General features: G+C 61.8%; 18 protein-coding genes and 1 pseudogene. 14 read left to right on the top strand and 5 right to left on the bottom strand.

The genetic code is table 11. The features are described 5' to 3' along the window. The first annotated feature begins 110 nt into the window (after positions 1 to 110). From KLP40_RS09605 to KLP40_RS09590, 4 genes are all read left to right on the top strand, one after another. Positions 111 to 410: a hypothetical protein gene (locus KLP40_RS09605; RefSeq protein WP_215593564.1), complete on the top strand. Its 300-nt coding sequence runs from the start codon at positions 111 to 113 to the stop codon at positions 408 to 410. A 37-nt stretch (positions 411 to 447) separates the two neighbouring features. Further along, positions 448 to 738, top strand: a complete 291-nt coding sequence (locus KLP40_RS09600) for a cell division protein ZapA (protein ID WP_215593563.1) — start codon at positions 448 to 450, stop codon at positions 736 to 738. Positions 739 to 985: 247 nt separating this feature from the next. Next, complete coding sequence (gene rny / locus KLP40_RS09595; RefSeq protein ID WP_215593562.1) at positions 986 to 2,683, top strand: ribonuclease Y; 1,698 nt, start codon at positions 986 to 988, stop codon at positions 2,681 to 2,683. A 142-nt stretch (positions 2,684 to 2,825) separates the two neighbouring features. Then, positions 2,826 to 3,623, top strand: coding sequence for a hypothetical protein (locus tag KLP40_RS09590; protein ID WP_215593561.1), 798 nt, complete (start codon positions 2,826 to 2,828; stop codon positions 3,621 to 3,623). Between the two features lie 20 nt (positions 3,624 to 3,643). Here KLP40_RS09590 and KLP40_RS09585 read toward each other — a convergent pair whose 3' ends face one another. Together KLP40_RS09585 and KLP40_RS09580 are read right to left on the bottom strand one after the other, a co-directional pair. Then, positions 3,644 to 4,177, bottom strand: a complete 534-nt coding sequence (locus KLP40_RS09585) for a GNAT family N-acetyltransferase (RefSeq protein ID WP_215593560.1) — start codon at positions 4,175 to 4,177, stop codon at positions 3,644 to 3,646. A 56-nt stretch (positions 4,178 to 4,233) separates the two neighbouring features. Continuing rightward, positions 4,234 to 5,637, bottom strand: a complete 1,404-nt coding sequence (locus KLP40_RS09580; RefSeq protein ID WP_215593559.1) for a mercuric reductase — start codon at positions 5,635 to 5,637, stop codon at positions 4,234 to 4,236. Between the two features lie 140 nt (positions 5,638 to 5,777). Between KLP40_RS09580 and KLP40_RS09575 the strand changes: the two genes are divergently transcribed. Continuing rightward, positions 5,778 to 6,512 (top strand): porin family protein, encoded by a 735-nt coding sequence (locus KLP40_RS09575; RefSeq protein WP_215593558.1) that lies wholly within the window; start codon positions 5,778 to 5,780, stop codon positions 6,510 to 6,512. 293 nt (positions 6,513 to 6,805) lie between these two features. Continuing rightward, the gene (locus KLP40_RS09570; protein ID WP_215593557.1) at positions 6,806 to 7,543 is read left to right on the top strand and encodes a hypothetical protein; all 738 of its coding nucleotides are present in this window, start codon (positions 6,806 to 6,808) and stop codon (positions 7,541 to 7,543) included. 160 nt (positions 7,544 to 7,703) lie between these two features. Here KLP40_RS09570 and KLP40_RS09565 read toward each other — a convergent pair whose 3' ends face one another. Together KLP40_RS09565 and sucD are read right to left on the bottom strand one after the other, a co-directional pair. Then, a complete protein-coding gene (locus KLP40_RS09565; RefSeq protein ID WP_215593556.1) occupies positions 7,704 to 8,903 on the bottom strand; it encodes a hypothetical protein in 1,200 nt (399 codons plus the stop codon). Positions 8,904 to 9,017: 114 nt separating this feature from the next. Beyond that, positions 9,018 to 9,899 (bottom strand): succinate--CoA ligase subunit alpha, encoded by an 882-nt coding sequence (gene sucD, locus KLP40_RS09560; protein ID WP_215593555.1) that lies wholly within the window; start codon positions 9,897 to 9,899, stop codon positions 9,018 to 9,020. A 295-nt stretch (positions 9,900 to 10,194) separates the two neighbouring features. Here sucD and KLP40_RS09555 point away from each other — a divergent pair. Both KLP40_RS09555 and KLP40_RS09550 read left to right on the top strand, forming a co-directional pair. Further along, positions 10,195 to 11,169 (top strand): annotated as a pseudogene (locus KLP40_RS09555) (PLP-dependent cysteine synthase family protein); the annotation flags it as partial. A 59-nt stretch (positions 11,170 to 11,228) separates the two neighbouring features. Continuing rightward, positions 11,229 to 11,639, top strand: coding sequence for a response regulator (locus tag KLP40_RS09550; RefSeq protein WP_215593553.1), 411 nt, complete (start codon positions 11,229 to 11,231; stop codon positions 11,637 to 11,639). A 199-nt stretch (positions 11,640 to 11,838) separates the two neighbouring features. Here KLP40_RS09550 and ade read toward each other — a convergent pair whose 3' ends face one another. Then, on the bottom strand, positions 11,839 to 13,572 hold the full coding sequence (gene ade / locus KLP40_RS09545; RefSeq protein ID WP_215593552.1) for an adenine deaminase: 1,734 nt from the start codon (positions 13,570 to 13,572) through the stop codon (positions 11,839 to 11,841). An 84-nt stretch (positions 13,573 to 13,656) separates the two neighbouring features. Between ade and KLP40_RS09540 the strand changes: the two genes are divergently transcribed. The 6 genes from KLP40_RS09540 to KLP40_RS09515 all read left to right on the top strand — a co-directional run bounded on the left by KLP40_RS09540 (position 13,657) and on the right by KLP40_RS09515 (position 17,163). Continuing rightward, positions 13,657 to 13,815: a hypothetical protein gene (locus tag KLP40_RS09540; RefSeq protein ID WP_215593551.1), complete on the top strand. Its 159-nt coding sequence runs from the start codon at positions 13,657 to 13,659 to the stop codon at positions 13,813 to 13,815. Positions 13,816 to 13,846: 31 nt separating this feature from the next. Beyond that, entirely contained in the window at positions 13,847 to 14,239 is a 393-nt protein-coding gene (locus KLP40_RS09535) for a hypothetical protein (protein WP_215593550.1), read from the top strand. A 47-nt stretch (positions 14,240 to 14,286) separates the two neighbouring features. After that, positions 14,287 to 14,991 (top strand): (d)CMP kinase, encoded by a 705-nt coding sequence (gene cmk, locus KLP40_RS09530; RefSeq protein WP_215593690.1) that lies wholly within the window; start codon positions 14,287 to 14,289, stop codon positions 14,989 to 14,991. Positions 14,992 to 15,132: 141 nt separating this feature from the next. Continuing rightward, positions 15,133 to 16,023 (top strand): 4-hydroxy-3-methylbut-2-enyl diphosphate reductase, encoded by an 891-nt coding sequence (locus KLP40_RS09525; RefSeq protein ID WP_215593549.1) that lies wholly within the window; start codon positions 15,133 to 15,135, stop codon positions 16,021 to 16,023. Between the two features lie 152 nt (positions 16,024 to 16,175). After that, the gene (locus tag KLP40_RS09520) at positions 16,176 to 16,730 is read left to right on the top strand and encodes a DUF502 domain-containing protein (RefSeq protein WP_215593548.1); all 555 of its coding nucleotides are present in this window, start codon (positions 16,176 to 16,178) and stop codon (positions 16,728 to 16,730) included. Between the two features lie 145 nt (positions 16,731 to 16,875). Then, positions 16,876 to 17,163 carry a 2TM domain-containing protein gene (locus tag KLP40_RS09515; RefSeq protein ID WP_215593547.1) on the top strand — a complete coding sequence of 96 codons (288 nt, stop codon included), beginning with the start codon at positions 16,876 to 16,878 and terminating at the stop codon, positions 17,161 to 17,163. Positions 17,164 to 17,181: the final 18 nt, after the last annotated feature.

Below are 17,181 nucleotides of genomic sequence, written 5' to 3'. Positions count from 1 at the left end.
TGTTCCAACAGTAAGTTCGTACCCTGGCCGGATGAACTGCGTGCCCGGCATGATAGTGGCCGGTTACGCAGCGGGCCAACAACCAAAAACCACCCACCAAAAACCAAAAAATGGCTTCAACCCAGCAGCTGGCCCAACTCGACCGCCTGGAGCGGCAGGTGACCACCTTAGTGGCTGCCTATCAGCAGTTGCGTGAGGAGCTGGCCGATGCCCAGACCACCATCCAGCAGCTCCGGGCCGACGTGCGCGACCGGGAGCGGGAGTTGAAGGATTTCCAGAATCAGGAGAATATCACTAAACTTGTCAATACCATAGCCGTCGGAGAAACGGCCAATGTCAACGAGCTGAAACTTCGCCTTAACGAATACATCCGCGAAATAGATAAGTGCCTTGCCTATTTGAGGGAGTAACCACCACCAAACCAACCCCACCGCCCACTGGCTACTGATGTCTGATCTTTCCATTAAAATCCGCGTTGCCGACCGGGATTACCCCATGCGGGTAAGCCCCCAGGACGAGGAGCGCCTGCGCCTGGCGGGCCGGCTGCTCAATGAGCGGCTGAAGGAATTTCGGGACCAGTATGGCATTCAGGACAAGCAGGATCTGCTGGCCATGATTGCGTTATCGACGATGGCTGACCGCCTGAAGGTCAGCAAGGAAAAGGATGGGACCGACGCGGCCCTGACCGAGCGCCTCGCGCGTTTGGACGAGCTGCTGTCGGGCACGGTGTTGGTCTGACCCCGCCTCCGGCAGAGGAGCGGGGCCGATTCGGCGCGAAGTAACAGCCCGGAGCGGGGCAGGGCAATCGGCCCGGCCACCGCGCGGGCATTTGGCGTTTCTGCCGGGGGCATGGCTTCTGGTTTTTGGTTCATGGTTTTTGGTTTTTGGCAATGAAGCCGCTCTGAATGAGCGGCGGCCTGCCTAAAGCCACTGACCAACAGCCGAAAACCAACATCCAACTACCAATTTCACCCCCTCTACGCTCATGTCTGACACTCTTTATATTGTTCTGGCGGCGGTGCTGGCCCTCGTGGCTGGCCTAGTGCTGGGACGCCTGCTGGCCGGCAAGGCCCGGCAGGACCACGAAGGCGATGCTAAGGCCAAGGCCCAGCAGATTCTGGCCGAGGCCGAAGCCCAGGCCACCCGCACCCGCGACGAGCGGATCCAGCAGTCCAAGGACAAGTTCCGGACCCTCAAGCAGGAATTCGAGCAGGACAGTCGCCGCCAGAAGCAGGTCCTGGAGCAGGAGCTCACCGAGCGCCGCGCCAGCGTGGTGGAGCAGGAGCAGAGCATCAAACAGCTTTCCCTGACCACCCAGAAGCAGCTGGAGCAGATTCAGCGCAAGGAAAAGGAGCTCGACGCCACCAAGGAGCGCCTCGAAACCCAGGCCCAGCAGCAGCGCGAGAAGCTCGAGGCCCAGGATGAGAAGCGCAAAGCCACCCTCGAAGGCCAGCTGGCCAAGCTGGAGCAGCGCGAGCAGGAAGTGGAAGCCGAGCTGCGCGACATCCGTCAGCAGCTAAGCGAGAAAATCAGCGCCATCACCACCCAGCTCGAAACCATTTCGGGCCTCACGGCCGCCGAGGCCCGCGAGCAGCTGGTGGAAAGCCTCAAGAACGAAGCCCAGATTCAGGCCAGCTCCTACATCAAGGACGTGGTGGCCCAGAGCAAGCTCACGGCCACCAAGGACGCCAAGAAAATCGTGCTCGAAACCATTCAGCGCACCGCCGCCGAGCACGCCATCGAGAACTGCGTCAGCATTTTCAACATTGAAAGTGACGACGTGAAGGGCAAGATCATCGGCCGTGAGGGCCGCAACATCCGGGCCCTGGAGGCCGCCACGGGCGTCGAAATCATCGTCGACGACACGCCCGAGGCCATCATCATCTCGGGCTTCGACCCGGTGCGCCGTGAGGTAGCCCGCCTGAGTTTGCACCTGCTGGTGAAGGACGGCCGGATTCACCCCGCCCGCATCGAGGAGATTGTGGCCAAAACCCGCAAGAACATCGACGAGGAAATCGTGGAAATCGGGGAGAAAACCATCATCGACCTGGGCATCCACGGCCTTCATCCCGAGCTGATCAAGATGGTGGGCCGGATGCGTTTCCGTTCCAGCTACGGCCAGAACCTGCTCCAGCACAGCCGTGAAGTGGCCAACCTCTGCGCCACTATGGCCGCCGAAATGGGCCTCAACGTGAAGCACGCCAAGCGTGCCGGCCTGCTCCACGACATCGGTAAGGTCAGCACCGAGGAGCCCGAGCTGCCCCACGCCATCCTGGGCATGGAAATGGCCAAGAAGTACAAGGAGCACCCCGACGTGGTGAATGCCATCGGCGCCCACCACGACGAGATGGAGATGACGGCCATGATTTCGCCCCTGGTGCAGGCCTGCGACGCCATTTCGGGCTCGCGCCCCGGCGCCCGCCGCGAGATGATGGAAAGCTACATCAAGCGTCTCAAGCAGCTCGAGGAAACCGCCAACGGCTTCAAGGGCGTGAACCAGTGCTTCGCCATTCAGGCCGGCCGCGAGCTGCGCGTGATGGTGGACGCCGAGAACGTGACCGACGAGCGTGCTTCGGAGCTGAGCTACGAGATTTCCCAGAAAATCGAGAAGGAAATGCAGTATCCCGGCCAGATCAAAATCACGGTTATCCGCGAAATGCGCGCCGTGGCCTACGCTAAGTAGCCCGCCGGCCGTTCCGAATTCAAAAACCCCGCCGGTGCACTTCCGGCGGGGTTTTTTGTACCTGGTGCAACCGTCGGGTGCCGGCCGGACTCCCGTTATCACTCGTCCGGATTATATCGTTATGGCTCAATGCTATTCGTCTATGCTCCTGCTACGCGCGGTCAATATTGCCCTGCTGGCCGTACCAGCGAGCCTGCTGACGGTGGGCTGCTCGGTGTACGTGCCCCTGCTGCCCGCCGCCCCGCAGCTGCGCGAAAAGGGGCAGGTGGAAGTGCAGGCCAACTCCTATTTCAACCGGCGCTGGGAAGCCGGGGCCACGTATTCGCCCGCCAAGTACGTGCTGGTGCGGGCCGCCGCCGGCATCCGCACCAGCCCGAACCGCCGGGCCGACAGTGCCCGGTACGAAAGCAGCCGGCAGTACGAGCTGGCGGCCGGAGGCTACCTGCCCCTGGGCCGCAATGGGCTAGTGAGCGGGCTGGCGGGGTTCGGGCAGGCGCGCAGCGCGAGTGCCTACAACGAAGGCGGCGTGATCCGGCCGCAGGAGTACAATGATTTTCGGGCCCGCTACCACCGCCGGTTCGCCGAGCTGGCCGCGTCATACTTTTTTCCGGGCCGCCGCTCGGGGCTGACAGTGGGAGTGGCCTACCGCCTGAGCGGGGTCCGGTTTGAGGAGCTGACCTACAACGGGCAGCCGGTGGACGTGCGCCGCCTCACGCGCCACGAAACCATGGCGTTCTGCCGGTTCGGAAGCCCCGAAAGTGCCGTGCCCTGGCTGCAGGGGCAGCTGGCTCTGGGAGCTTCCACGGAGCCCCGGCGCGCCTTCGACCCGACCCGGACTTACGCCGAAGCCCGGGTGCGCGCCGGCATTCCGTACCTGGCCCTGAGCCTGATTGTGTTGCCGCACCTGTTCCGGCCGGCGCCGTCGGAGCTGCCGCGCTGAGTGAAACGGCCAGGGCCGCGTCAGGCACGGCTCTGAGGTGGGCGGGCCTCCAGCCAGGCAGTGGGCCCGCCCTCGTAGTCGAATTCGCCCCGGTGCTCGAACCCGACTCTGGCCAGCACGGCGCGGGAAGCCAGGTTCTGCAGGTCGGCCAGGGCGTAGAGTACTGGCTGCTGCAACTCCCCGAAACCATAGGCCACCGAGGCGTGGGCCGCTTCCGTGGCGTAGCCCCTTCCCCAGAACTGCCGGATAAACCGGTAGCCCAGTTCGTAGAAATCAACGTGCCCGTTAAGCGGCTCCCGGATCAGCTTCAGGCCGGCCCAACCCAGGAACTCGCCGGTGGCCCGCAGCTCCACGGCCCAGCGCCCGATGCCGTTTTCTTGGTACTGCCGCCGCACCAACGCAATGGTGGCCTCGCTCTGGGCCAGCGTGGTTACGGGGCGGTTGCCCAGAAACCGGTGTACTTCCGGGTCGGAGTCCAGCGCAAACATGCCGGCGGCATCGGCGGGCGTCAGCTCCCGAAGCAGCAGGCGCTCGGTTTCAACAAATATTTTCATCGGGCAAAGAAAGGCCGGGATGCTTCGGTAGGCGCCGGTTACGACCAGTCTGTTTTCTATTTCCCTCTTTCCAGCCGCTGGAAGGCGTTATTGAGCACCTCGGCCCAGGTGGGGTGGGCAATAATCATGTCTACCAGCTGGGGGTAGCGCAGGTGGCCGGCCATGGCCAGCTGGAACATGGTCATGATTTCGCCGCCCTGCTCGCAGAGGATGGCAGCCCCCAGCAGCCGGTCATCGTCGCCGACCAGCACTTCCACGAAGCCCTCGGTGAGGCCCGTTTCCACGGCCCGGCCGATGGTGCTGGCGGGCAGGCGGCTCACCCGGAACGGAATGTGCTGCTCCCGGGCCTGCTCCTTGGAAAGACCGATGCGGCCCAGCTGGGGCTCGGTAAACACCACGTAGGGCAGGGGCCGCCCGGTGGTGGGGCGCGACTGGTTGTGGAGCACGATGTCGCGCACGATGCGGTAGTCGTCGTAGCTGATGTGGGTGAACTGGGGGCCGCCCTTCACGTCGCCGAGGGCGTACACGCCCTTGGCCGGCGTGCGCAGGTGCTCATCTACCCGGATGTAGCCGTCCTCGTCGGTTTCGATACCGGCCAGCGCCAGGTTCAGGTCCTCGGTATTGGGCACGCGGCCGGTGGCTACCAGCAGGTGGGAGCCGCGCAGGCGCCGCTCCCCGGCGGGGGTATCGGCCGTGAGCGTAAGTACGCCGTTCTCGTTGCGCGAGACGTGGCGGGCCTGGGCTTCGAGCACGAACTCCACACCTTCGGCCTCCAGCAGCTGCTGAAGCGGCGCGCTCACGTCCGCGTCTTCGTGGGCCATGATGCGCGGGGCCGTATCGAGCACCGTGACCCGGGAACCCAGGCGGCGGAACATCTGCCCGAACTCGACCCCGATGTAGCTGCCGCCCAGAATAATCAGGTGCTCGGGCAGCTCCCCCAGGCCCAGCAGCAGGGTATCATTGGTGAGGTAGCCCGCATCTTCGAGCCCCGGAATAGGTGGGACGGCGGCCTTGGTGCCGGTGTTGAGGAAGATGAGCGGGGCCGTGAGGGTAGTCGTGCCGGCGTGCTCGTTCAGGGCTACGTGCAGGGTGTTGGGGGCCGTGAAGCGGGCCCGGCCGCGCACCAGCGTAATGTTGGGGTGCTCCTGGGTCAGCTTGCGCTCCAGACCCGCCCGCGACTCCCGGGTAAGCCGGTCCTTACGGGCTACCACGGCCGCAAAATCCACCACGGGCGCGTCGGCCCGGATGCCCAGCTCGCCGGCCGTGCGCACGTGGTGGGCGCGCTGGGCCGAGGCCAGCATGATTTTGGTGGGCGCGCAGCCATAGTTGATGCAGGAGCCCCCCAGGTGGCTGCTTTCGATGAGGGCCACGCGGCGGCCGGCTTCGGCCAGGGCGTAGGCCAGCGGGTTGCCGGCCTGGCCGGAGCCAATGATAAGAGCGTCGTAGGATGTAGCAGACATAAATGCGAAGTTTGGAAGGCGGCCGGCCCGGTTTCGGTAGGGCTCAGCTTCCTGTACGCAACTGCCGGGCGGGCGGCCGGGCAACGAAACCGGGTTGCGTGCGTTCTGCCAGCTCCCGCCCACCTTTTTCAGCTTCTGCCATGCCTTTTTCGCCCCGTGCGCTGCCCGTTGCGCTGTTGCTGCCGCTGCTGGCGGGTTGCTCCTCGCTCTACTTCCCACCCCCGCCGCAGGTGCCGCTGCTTACCCAGAAGGGCGAATGGAGCGCGGGCCTGCACACCAACCTGAGCCAGAATACGGCCGTGCAGGGCGCCTACGCCGTGTCGGACCACCTGGGCGTGATGGGCTCGGCCTCGTTTCTGCATACCAACAAAACCAAGAAGGCCGAAGACCACGACTTCGGCGAGCTGGGCCTGGGCTACTTTACCCGCCTGCCCGACCACCGGGTGCTGGAAGTGTACGGAGGCTTTGGCCTGGGCCACACCAAGCGGGTGGAGCGCACGCCCACCGAAGGCGTCACGCGCACCCTCGAAGCGGGGCTGAACAAGTACTTCGTGCAGGTCAACTACACGTCCAAGGACAAGAAAACCTACCACGTGCTGGGCCGCGACTGGCCCGTGAGCTACGGCACGGCCCTGCGCGCGAGCTACGTCACGCTCACCGATTTCCGCCTCAACGGCCAACCCGCCGCCAACGAAGACAACATTTTCCTCGAACCCATCACCTACACCCGCATCACGCTGCTCGGCCCCGTTGATGCCCAGTTTATCAGCGGCAGCAACTTTGGCCTCAAGCACCGCAAATTCCTCAAGGCCGCCAACTCCGTCTTTCAGTTCGGACTAGTCGTGAACGTGGGCGGGCAGAGCGGGGGGAAGTAAAGTTTCTCAAAAGTCTCTGGATAGCATGCCGTCAAATGGGATTACGACCTTGAAACCACTATTGACAACTGACTGATTGCCTCAATTCAAAGTCCGCGAAAGTCTGATAATCTCAACTTGTGGTTCCCCTGTGGTAGAAATGGTGCTTAGATTGGGTAATAGCTGTCTATTCTTGCCGTAGCGTCAGTTTCGGGCAGATGTGGCAGCACTGTTACTCATCAGGAAAAAGTATCGTACTTATGATTAGTTTATTGAGAGCCAGTGTAGTGTCGGCCATCTGCTGCTCCTGCTCGGTGTATACGCCCATGCAGCCTCACGCGCCCATAATCCGGGCCAGGGGCGAGGGGGAAACCCAACTTGACATCCAACTTACCGGCCGAACCGAAGTAAAGGCCGCTTATTCACCGATCAACCATATACTGGTGCTGGGGGCAGTTACGGGGAGGCCGGGTAAGGGAATAGACCAAGGTAGTAAGCAAGAAAAATACCGTACGCTGCAATATGAGCTAGGGATAGGTGCTTACCTCGCACTGGGAGATAGTTGGGTGGTGCAAACTACCATCGGCACCGGGGCGGCCCGTACGCAGCGTACGTTGTCGGAGTTCGGCATATTACTGGCCTTCAACAACGACTACGACGCCCGTTACCGCAAAAAATATGGACAGGTGGGCTTGGCCTATCAGGCACCGCGCCGAAGCCTGGGATTGGGCTATCGGCTGACGCAGGTTCATTTTTTGAAGCTAAGTGCCCAAGACCGGCAAACTCCTTTTACGCGCTACCAACTCCCGCTTGATAAGCAGCTACGGCACGAGTTTTATCTTTTCGGCCGATATTATATAGGGGAAAATAACCGCTGGCAGCTTCAGGCAAGCATGGCATACTCCGCCACTTTTCCCGGCCGCGGATTGGTTGATCCCTATACGGAAATAGCCCAGCGGGCTCGATTCAACCGCGGGGCCAGCCTGCTGACAGGATTGGGTATCGTATTCTATCCTTCTCAACTGAGGCAACGCGCCGCTTTCTCTCAGTAAGCCATCCGATAAATAAAAAAACAGCCTCGACCTGCGCCAAGGCTGTTTTCGTATAATCAGTCATTAAGCCAAGCCTATTGGCCGCCCAATACTTTCAGCATCGTTTCGCCGATTTCGGCGGGCGAATCCACAACGTGGATACCGCACTCGCGCACGGTGGCTATTGGGGTTTACTTTCGAAGAAGCTTTTGAGCGGCCGCTTATAAAGGCCGTTAGTAGTACCCAGGTATACAGTGTCGCCGAGTTGCGCCAGGTTCGAGAAATCAGCGTACCCCAAGCCATCGTTCTTTAGTTCGCGTAGCCGGAGCGTGCTGGCATTCAACCACCGCATGGTATAGAGGCTGTTGGTGGTAACGCCGTGCGTAATACCTACGAGGCTGTCGCCCACTGAATAAAAGGAAGAGAAGTTGAGTGCTCCGTTAAAGCCATCGATGCGCTGCCAGCTGGCGCAGTCGTTGGCCGAAGTCCAGATGGTGCCACCACTTTGCAGGGCGTAAACAGTACCTTGACGCTTGAAAACGGCGGTAGGGTTTACCGGACCGGTAGCCTGGCTGAACGTGCCATTGACCTGCTGAAAAGAGCCGTCCTGATTAATCTTAAACAGGCCAAAACCATCGCACCAGACCAGAAAATAGTCATCGACTGCCCAGAACGTTTTATAGTTGTACTGGCTCTGGCCTGGGGTAGGTATGCGAATAAGCTGCGAACTAACCTGCGTAGTGCCCGGAAGGTTGGTGTTCGTAATAGTGGCACCCGTGGTAGCCGTGTTAACAAGTTTGCTCAATACCAAATGGAAGGCATTGTCGGCGGGGTCGGAAGTGCGGTAGCCGCACAGCAGGTAATCGTTGCGGTTAATCGCCCCAAATGGGAAGCGGGGCCCAACCAACTGGTTCTCAAAACGCGTGGCAAGGGGATTGAGTTTGCGCAGACGCAGCTTGGTTCCCCGATCTAAGAACTTGGTCGGGTAGATAGTGAGCACGGTGTCGGTTTCCACGTTGCCGTATCCATTCGGGCTGGCGTAGAAGTTCGCGTTCATCGGAACGGCGTTGCGCACGTCAAAGGGCAGCGGGTGGAATTGCCAGGTGCGGGATTGGCCCTTGCCCGTATAGTACCCGTTGGCCGCTTGCTCCGCCGAGCCAGAAATAGGCGAGAGAACCTCAAATCGGCCTACTACCTGCATATTCAGGGTATTCGTGCCGGGTACCACGCGCAACACATTGCGTTGGTAGCTAATCAGGGGCTTTACCTCCGTCCAGCTGTATTCTTTGTCCTGCAAGACGATTTTCTCCACTTCTTTCGTGCAGGCAACGGTAGCCAGCAAGCTGGCAATTATCAGCGGCTTTGTAATAGTAAAACGCATAATGGGAACAGATCAGATTTATAGACGAACTGCCAAATAAAGGAAATTTAAGGCAAAAAAAGAGCCCCGACGTAAGTCAGGGCTCTTTTAGTAAAGTCAGTTGTCGAAGGACGACTACTTGCTGCCCAGTACGCGCAGCATGGTTTCGCCGATTTCGGCGGGCGAATCCACTACGTGGATGCCGCACTCGCGCATGATGGCCATTTTAGCGGCGGCCGTGTCGTCAGCCCCGCCGACGATGGCCCCGGCGTGGCCCATGCGGCGGCCGGGAGGCGCGGTCTGGCCGGCAATGAAGCCTACGACGGGCTTCTGGTTGCCGCTTTCCTTGATCCAGCGCGCGGCTTCGGCTTCCATGCCACCCCCGATTTCGCCAATCATCACGATGCCCTCGGTTTCGGGGTCGTTCATGAGCAGTTCCACGGCTTCCTTGGTGGTGGTCCCGATGATGGGGTCACCGCCGATGCCGATGGCCGTGGTCTGGCCCAGGCCGGCCTTGGTGAGCTGGTCCACGGCTTCGTAGGTCAGGGTGCCGGATTTCGACACGATGCCCACGCGGCCTTTCTGGAAGATGAAGCCGGGCATGATGCCCACTTTGCACTCGCCGGCGGTCATCACGCCGGGGCAGTTCGGCCCGATCATGCGCAGACCCTCGCGGCCCTTCAGGTACTCTTTCACCGCAATCATATCCTTGGTCGGGATGCCTTCGGTGATGGTCACGATAACCTTAATGCCGGCATCGGCGGCTTCCATGATGGCGTCGGCGGCGAAAGCCGGGGGCACGAAGATGATGCTGGTATCGGCGCCGGCCTGCTCCACGGCTTCGGCCACGGTGTTGAACACGGGGCGGTCCAGGTGCTGGGTGCCGCCTTTGCCGGGCGTTACGCCACCAACCACGTTGGTGCCGTACTCAATCATCTGCTGGGCGTGGAACGAGCCTTCGGAGCCGGTGAAGCCCTGCACAATCACTTTGGAATCCTTGTTTACCAGAACACTCATAGAAGTGGGGTTAGCGGAAGATGCGGGTTGAGGTGGGATACTGCCGCCGCCGGCCCGAGGCCGGCGGCGGGGCAAAAGTAGGCTTTTTTGCGGGCCGGGCGAAGCTGCCTTCTGCTTGGTAGCTACAATTTCCCCCGAGAAAGCCCTTATTCGGCCGCAGGCCGGTTCCGAAACCCGTCGGCAGCGGGCTGCGGCCCGCCCCGGAACCGGGCGATTCGGGGCCGGGGCCGGGCGGGTGGTGCACAAATCCGTACCTTTGCGGCCTCTCCCGCAAACCCGCTTACCTCTCTCACCCATGTATTTGAACAACATCGTTGAGGCTATCGGCAACACCCCGCTGGTCAAGCTCAACCACGTAACCGACGGCATCAAAGGCACCGTACTGGCCAAAGTAGAGTACTTCAACCCCGGCAACTCGGTGAAGGACCGCATGGCCGTGAAGATGATTGACGACGCCGAAAAGGCCGGCCTGCTCCAGCCCGGCGGTACCATCATCGAGGGCACCAGCGGCAACACCGGCATGGGCCTGGCCCTGGCCGCCATTGCCCGCGGCTACAAGTGCATCTTCACGATGAGCGACAAGCAAAGCAAGGAAAAACAGGACATCCTCCGGGCCGTGGGCGCCGAGGTTATCGTGTGCCCCACCAACGTGCCTCCCGACGACCCGCGCAGCTACTACTCCATTGCCCGCAAGCTCAACGCCGAAATCCCGAACTCCTACTACCCCAACCAGTACGACAACCTCTCGAACTCGGCGGCCCACTACGAAACCACGGGCCCCGAAATCTGGGCCCAGACGGAGGGCAAAATCACGCACTTCGCGGCCGGCGTGGGCACGGGCGGCACCATCTGCGGCACCAGCCAGTTCCTGAAGGAGCAGAACCCCGGCCTCGTGTCGGTGGGCCTCGATACGTACGGCTCGGTGTTCAAGAAATACAAGGAAACGGGGATTTTCGACGAGAACGAAATCTATTCCTACAAAACGGAAGGTATCGGCGAAGATATTCTGCCCAAGAATGTTAACTTCGACCTGATTGATCTTTTCATCAAAGTAACCGATCAGGATGCCGCCCTCATGACGCGTCGCCTGGCCAAGGAAGAAGGCCTGTTTGTGGGCTGGTCCTGCGGCTCGGCCGTGCACGGCGCCCTCGAATACGCCCGCGAGCACCTCCAGGAAGACGATACCATGGTCATCATTCTGCCCGACCACGGCACGCGCTACCTGGGCAAGATTTACAACGACGACTGGATGCGCGAGCAGGGCTGGCTCTAGGTCGCCGCGCCGGTTATCAGATTCCGTACTGCCACGTTCATTTTTCGGCTTCCTTTATGGCGCAAAAGCTTCGCAACATCGTGCTGGTTGATGATAACGAAACCACCAGCTTCCTCAACAACCGCCTGCTCAGCCGCCTCAACGTGGCCGAGCAGGTGCACACCTTCAACAAAGCCGAGCAGGCCTACCAGCAGATCTGGGGCGACCGTGAGGGCCACGAACCCGGCCACGACACGCCCGAACTGGTGTTTGTGGACCTGAAAATGCCCGGCATGGACGGCTTTGAGTTTCTCAAGCTCTACAGCGACCTGCCCGAAGTAGTACGCGAGAAAACCGTGATGGCCGTGCTGACGACCTCCATGCACTCCGCCGACACGGCCCGCGTGGCCCAGTACGACGGCGTAGAGTACCTGGCCAAGCCCCTCACCGAGGAAAAAATGAGCAAGCTGCTGGAAAAGCGGTTCTAGGAGTAGCAGTGAGAGCCTAGATTTTAGAACCAAGAACCTAGAACCTAGAACCAAGAACCAAGAAGTGAGCGGGGAGACTCTCGTTCTGACGGACCGATTTGCCGGTTGTCAGAACGAAAGTCTCCCCGCTCACTTCTAGGCTCTAGGTTCTAAAATCTAAGCTCTAAGCTCTAGGTTCTAAAAATCTAAACTCTAAATTCTACACCACTGCCTCCACAAACCGGAAGGCCTCGCCGTCGAACAGGCCTTTGTCGGAGAGCTTGAGGCTGGGGATGACGAGCAGGGCCATGAACGAAAGCGTCATGAACGGGGCCTGCAAGGGCGAGCCCAGCTGCTTGGCCAGGGCATCGACGGCGGTGTAGGCGGCGGCCACGGCCGGCCCGCTCTGGTCCGACATGAGGCCGGCCACGGGCAGGGGCAGCACCAGCTCCTCGCCCCCGGGCGTAACGACGGCCAGGCCGCCGCGGGCGTCCATGACCAGCTGCACGGCGCGGGCCAGGCTCTCATCGTCGCAGCCGACGGCCGTGATGTTGTGCGAGTCGTGGCCGACGCTGCTGGCCAGAGCCCCGCCCTGCAACCCGAAGCCCCGGATGAAGGCCACGGCCGGCGGGGCCGCGTGGTAGCGGTTCACCACCGTGAGCTTGAGAATATCGCGGCTGAGGTCGGGTACCACGAGGCCGTTTTCCACCCGCGCCGGCTCATCCAGCCGGGCCGTAATCAGCTGCCCGTCGAAGCACTCGATGAGGCGGATGGTGTTGGTTGGTGGTTCTTGGTTGTTGGTTTTTGGTTGTTCGTTGTCAGGCTCGTCAAGTTCTTCCGAAGAAGAACTTTTAACGTTTACTTTCTCCCTTTTAACTTCAAAATCGGCCGCTTTCACGTCGTGGGCGGTGAAGTTGTTGACCACGTCCACGGGCACGGCCGGAATGCGGGTTTGGCCGTTTTCGGCCACCAGCTCCCCGTTGAGGTAGGTCTGGCGGACCCGGAAATCCACCAGGTCGTCCACCACGATGAAGTCGGCCGGGTCGCCTTCGCGCAGCAGGCCCACGGGCAGGCGGTAGTGCTCCACGGGGTTGCGGCAGGCCACGCGCAGCACCTGCAACACATCCTGGCCCCGGGCCACGGCCCGCTGCACCAGCTGGTTGAGGTGGCCCAGCACCAGCGTATCGGGGTGCTTGTCGTCGGAGCAGAACATCAGGTGCTCGTAGTGCGCGGGCAGCAGGTCAATCAGGGCCTCGAAGTTGCGGGCCGCCGAGCCTTCCCGGATCAGGATTTTCATACCCACGGCCAGCTTGTCGAGGGCTTCTTCGGCCGTGAAGCACTCGTGGTCGGTGCTGATGCCGGCCGCCGCGTAGCGGGCCGCTTCCCCGCCCCGCAGGCCGGGCGCGTGGCCATCCACGGGCCGCTGGTACTGCCGGGCCAGCCGAATTTTCTCCATCACCAGCTCGTCGCGGTTCAGCACGCCGGGCCAGTTCATCATCTCGGCCAGGTACCCGATTTCGGGGTGGTCGCGGAAAAGCGCCTCGATATCAGCGGCGGTGATTTCGCCCCCGGCCGTTTCGAAGGGCGTGGCGGGCACGCAGGAAGGCGCCCCGAAGCAGAACTTGAACGGCACTTGGGCCGCGTTGGCCAGCATGTACTTCACGCCGGCCACGCCCAGCACGTTGCCGATTTCGTGGGGGTCGGAGACGGTGGCCACGGTGCCGTGGACCACGGCCAGGCGGGCGAATTCGGAGGGCACCAACAGGGAGCTTTCCACGTGCACGTGGGCATCCACGAAGCCGGGCAGGGCGTAGGGCAGGGCGGGGTCGGGGGTGGTGGGACCCAGGGGCACAATCTGCCGGACCCGGCCGGCGGCCACGTGCACCGTGGCGGGGGTTATCGTGTTGCTGAACAGGTTGATAACGTTGGCCTGGAGGGAGAATTCGGCGGGCATAAGCGGGGAAAAAGGCACGGGGAAAAACGGGGCCGGAGGGCGGCAGCCGGGTAAAGAACCGTATATTTGTCGAAAATCTGCGCCGTGAGAAAGATTGTGACTGTGCTACTGGCTACCCTGATCGGGGGCTCCGGCCTGCTGACGGCGGGCTGCGCCGCCCGCTCCCCGCAGCAGAAAAAAACGGCCTCTTTCAAGCGCAAAGCCAAGTTTGGCAAAGTCCCCTGCCCCTGCGACAGTCACTGACTCCTCCTGATTGCCGCTAACCCTGCGCCCTATGCCCGAAGAATCGCCCTTAGCCTCCCTGCGCCAGGCCGCCGAAGCCGTGCGGCAGCAGCTGCAGGTAAATCACTTTGATGCCGCCGCCGTGCTGCGCCTCGATGAGTTCATCGAAGGGCAGCGGCCCATCATCAAGGAGGCCGAGCGCCAGGGGGTTATCACGGCCCTGGGCTGCTTTCTGGGCCAGTGCCTGGTGGATACCTACGGCGGCACCTGGGCCCAGGGGCCCGATGGCACCACCGGCGTGGGCATCAACCAGACGTCCTTTTTCAACCCATTCTACCGCGTGAGCGAACAGCTGACCAAGGGCCCGGCCCAGTCGGTGACGGCGTTTTTTGCGGGCATACCCGAGCGCCTGGCCGCCCAGCCAAGCCGTAAAACCTGGATTTAGTGAGTCTTCCTAGTCTGTTGTCCGACGTTAGCCGCCCCGACCTTGCCATGCAGAAAATCGTCATTGCCATCGACGGCTACTCTTCCTGTGGCAAGAGCACCACGGCCAAAGCCGTGGCCGCCGAGCTGGGCTACGCCTACATCGACACCGGGGCCATGTACCGGGGCGTGACGCTGTACCTGCTGGAGCGCAACATTGCCTTCACCGACTTGCCCCGGGTGGAGCAGGCCCTGCACGAGATGCAGATTACCTTTCGGCGCAACCGCAAAACCGGCCGTAACGAGCTCTGCCTCGACGGCGTGATCCGGGAGGACGAAATCCGGCAGATGCGCATTTCCAACTCCGTGAGCGAGGTGTCCGTGATTCCGGCCGTGCGCCACGCCCTGGTGCGCCAGCAGCAGCAGATGGGCCGCCACCGCGGCGTAGTCATGGACGGCCGCGACATCGGGACTACCGTGTTTCCCGATGCTGAGGTGAAGGTGTTCATGACGGCCGAGGTGCTCACCCGGGCTTTGCGCCGGCAGGAGGAGCTGGCCGCCAAAAACGAGCACGTGTCGGTGGAGGACATCGTGGACAACCTCGAAAAGCGCGACCATCTCGACTCCACCCGCGCCGAAAGCCCCCTGCGCCGCGCCGCCGACGCCGTGCTGCTCGACACGACCCACATGATGATTGACGAGCAGGTTGATTTCGTGCTGGAACGGGTGTCGGCGGCCCTGTTTTCGCGGGCCGCGGCCGGTTCGGCGCGGTAGTTGCCGGGTGGGGCGGAGCAAAACGGCCCCGTAATTGTTGTACAGCCGAGCCCCGCGCCAGCACGCGGCACCGGCCCGAACGGGCTGCGTGGCGGGGCTTTTCGGTAGGATTCGTCGGGCGGAAGTACTAGAGCTAAGCGCATGAACGTCATCATCGATAAAAATTCCGGCTATTGTTTCGGCGTTGAATTTGCCATTCAGATGGCCGAGGACGAGCTGGCCCAGGAGCAAACCCTGTACTGCCTCGGTGATATTGTGCACAACCGCATGGAGGTGGAGCGCCTGCACGCCCTGGGCCTGCGCATCATCGACCGGGAGCAGCTTGAGGACATCCACGATGCCAAGGTGCTCATCCGGGCCCACGGCGAGCCGCCGGCCACCTATGAGCTGGCTTTGCGCAACAACCTGGAGCTCATCGACGCTTCCTGCCCGGTGGTGCTCAAGCTCCAGAACCGCGTCAAGCACGCCTTCGATGCCGCTAACCGCCAGCAGGGCCAGATTGTGATTTACGGCCAGCCCGGCCACGCCGAGGTGGCCGGCCTCACGGGCCAGACCCGCAACCAGGCCATCATCGTGATGACTGAGGCCGACCTCGACCAGGTGGATTTCGCCCGGCCCGTGACCCTGTTCAGCCAGACCACCAAGAGCACCGCCGGCTTCTACCACATGAAGGCCGTGATAGAAGACCGCATCCGGGCGGCGGGCGGCTCCCTGGACGCCTTTGATGCCAACGACAGCATCTGCCGGCAGGTCAGCAACCGGGAGCCCGCCCTGGCCGTTTTTGCCCGGCAGCACGACGTTATTGTGTTCGTGAGCGGGCGCAAAAGCTCCAACGGCAAGGCCCTGTTCTCGGTAGTAAACCGTACCAACCCGCGCAGCTACTTCGTGGAAAACGAGCAGGAACTGGACGAAGACTGGTTCCGCGGGGCCGAATCGGTGGGCATCTGCGGGGCCACCAGCACCCCCATGTGGCTGATGCAGCGCGTAAAGGCGCGCATTGAGGAAGTGGGCGAGGGAGTTGTTAGTGCTTAGTTGTCAGTTGTCAGGCCCGCTCACCAGGCGAGATGAATAATTCCGCATGTTACCGTTGAACTACCTTTGTTTAACGTCAGCATGCGGAATGCTTGTTCTTGTGCCTTGACGTTCGCCTGACAACTGACAACCAAGCCCGAACAACTAAGTAAATGCGCCGTTTTCTTAACTACTTTCTCAGTGGCTTTCTGATTGTGGCGCCCATCGGGCTGACCATTTATATTCTGTACGCCCTGCTGCGCTGGCTCAACGACCTGTTTGCGGGGCTGAGTTTCGATGTGCCGGGGCTGGGGCTGGTGGTGGCCGTGGTGCTGATTACGGCCGTGGGCTTCGTGGCCAAGTCGTTTCTGGTGCGGCCCTTTCTCATCATCACCGAGCGCCTGCTGCACCGCACGCCCCTGGTGAGCATCATCTACTCCAGCCTCAAGGACCTGTTCGACGCCTTCGTGGGCGACAACCAGAAGTTCAACCGGCCGGTGCTGGTGCGCATGAGCGGCCCCGAGCGGCTCTACAAAATGGGCTTCGTGACCCAGCCCACGATGGCCGCCATTCACCGCGACGACCTGCTGGCCGTGTACTTCCCGCACTCCTACAACTTCTCGGGCGAGCTGGTGCTGGTGTCCATCGAGAGCGTCACGTTCCTGGAGCTGCCCAGCAGCGAAATTATGAAGTTCATCGTTTCGGGCGGCGTCTCGCGTTTGGGATAAGCCAATAAATGGCTGCGGCCGAATCGGTTCAAACCACGAATCGGACGGTTGGTCCGGCTGAATCGACGGTTGGGAAACACGGGGTTGCGCCCGCCTGAAGAAAGCCCTAGGTTTGACTCAATCAACCACCTCAACCCTCCCAGCTATGGAAACCACCGACCGCAACCCCGACCTCTGGCGCCAGGCAAAGGACCGGGCCAGATTCAAAGCCAGCCTCTTCTCCTTCGTAGTGGTAAACGCCCTGCTCTGGGCGCTGTGGGCCGTAACAGGTCGCGAGTCGCACCCCATTCCCTGGCCCCTGTGGGTGAGTTTTTTCTGGGGGGTAGGCCTGGTGCTAAAGGCCATCCGGGTGTACAGTGGCTTTGGCTGGGCCCAGCTGTCGGAGCGCGAGTACGAAAAGCTGGTGCAGGAGCAACAAAACAACCTGCGCTGATATTTCCGGAAGCGCGTA

This window comes from Hymenobacter piscis (genome assembly GCF_018760735.1).
In the GTDB taxonomy this organism is placed as follows: Bacteria; Bacteroidota; Bacteroidia; order Cytophagales; family Hymenobacteraceae; genus Hymenobacter; species Hymenobacter piscis.
This window is presented reverse-complemented; position numbering and strand designations above follow the sequence as displayed.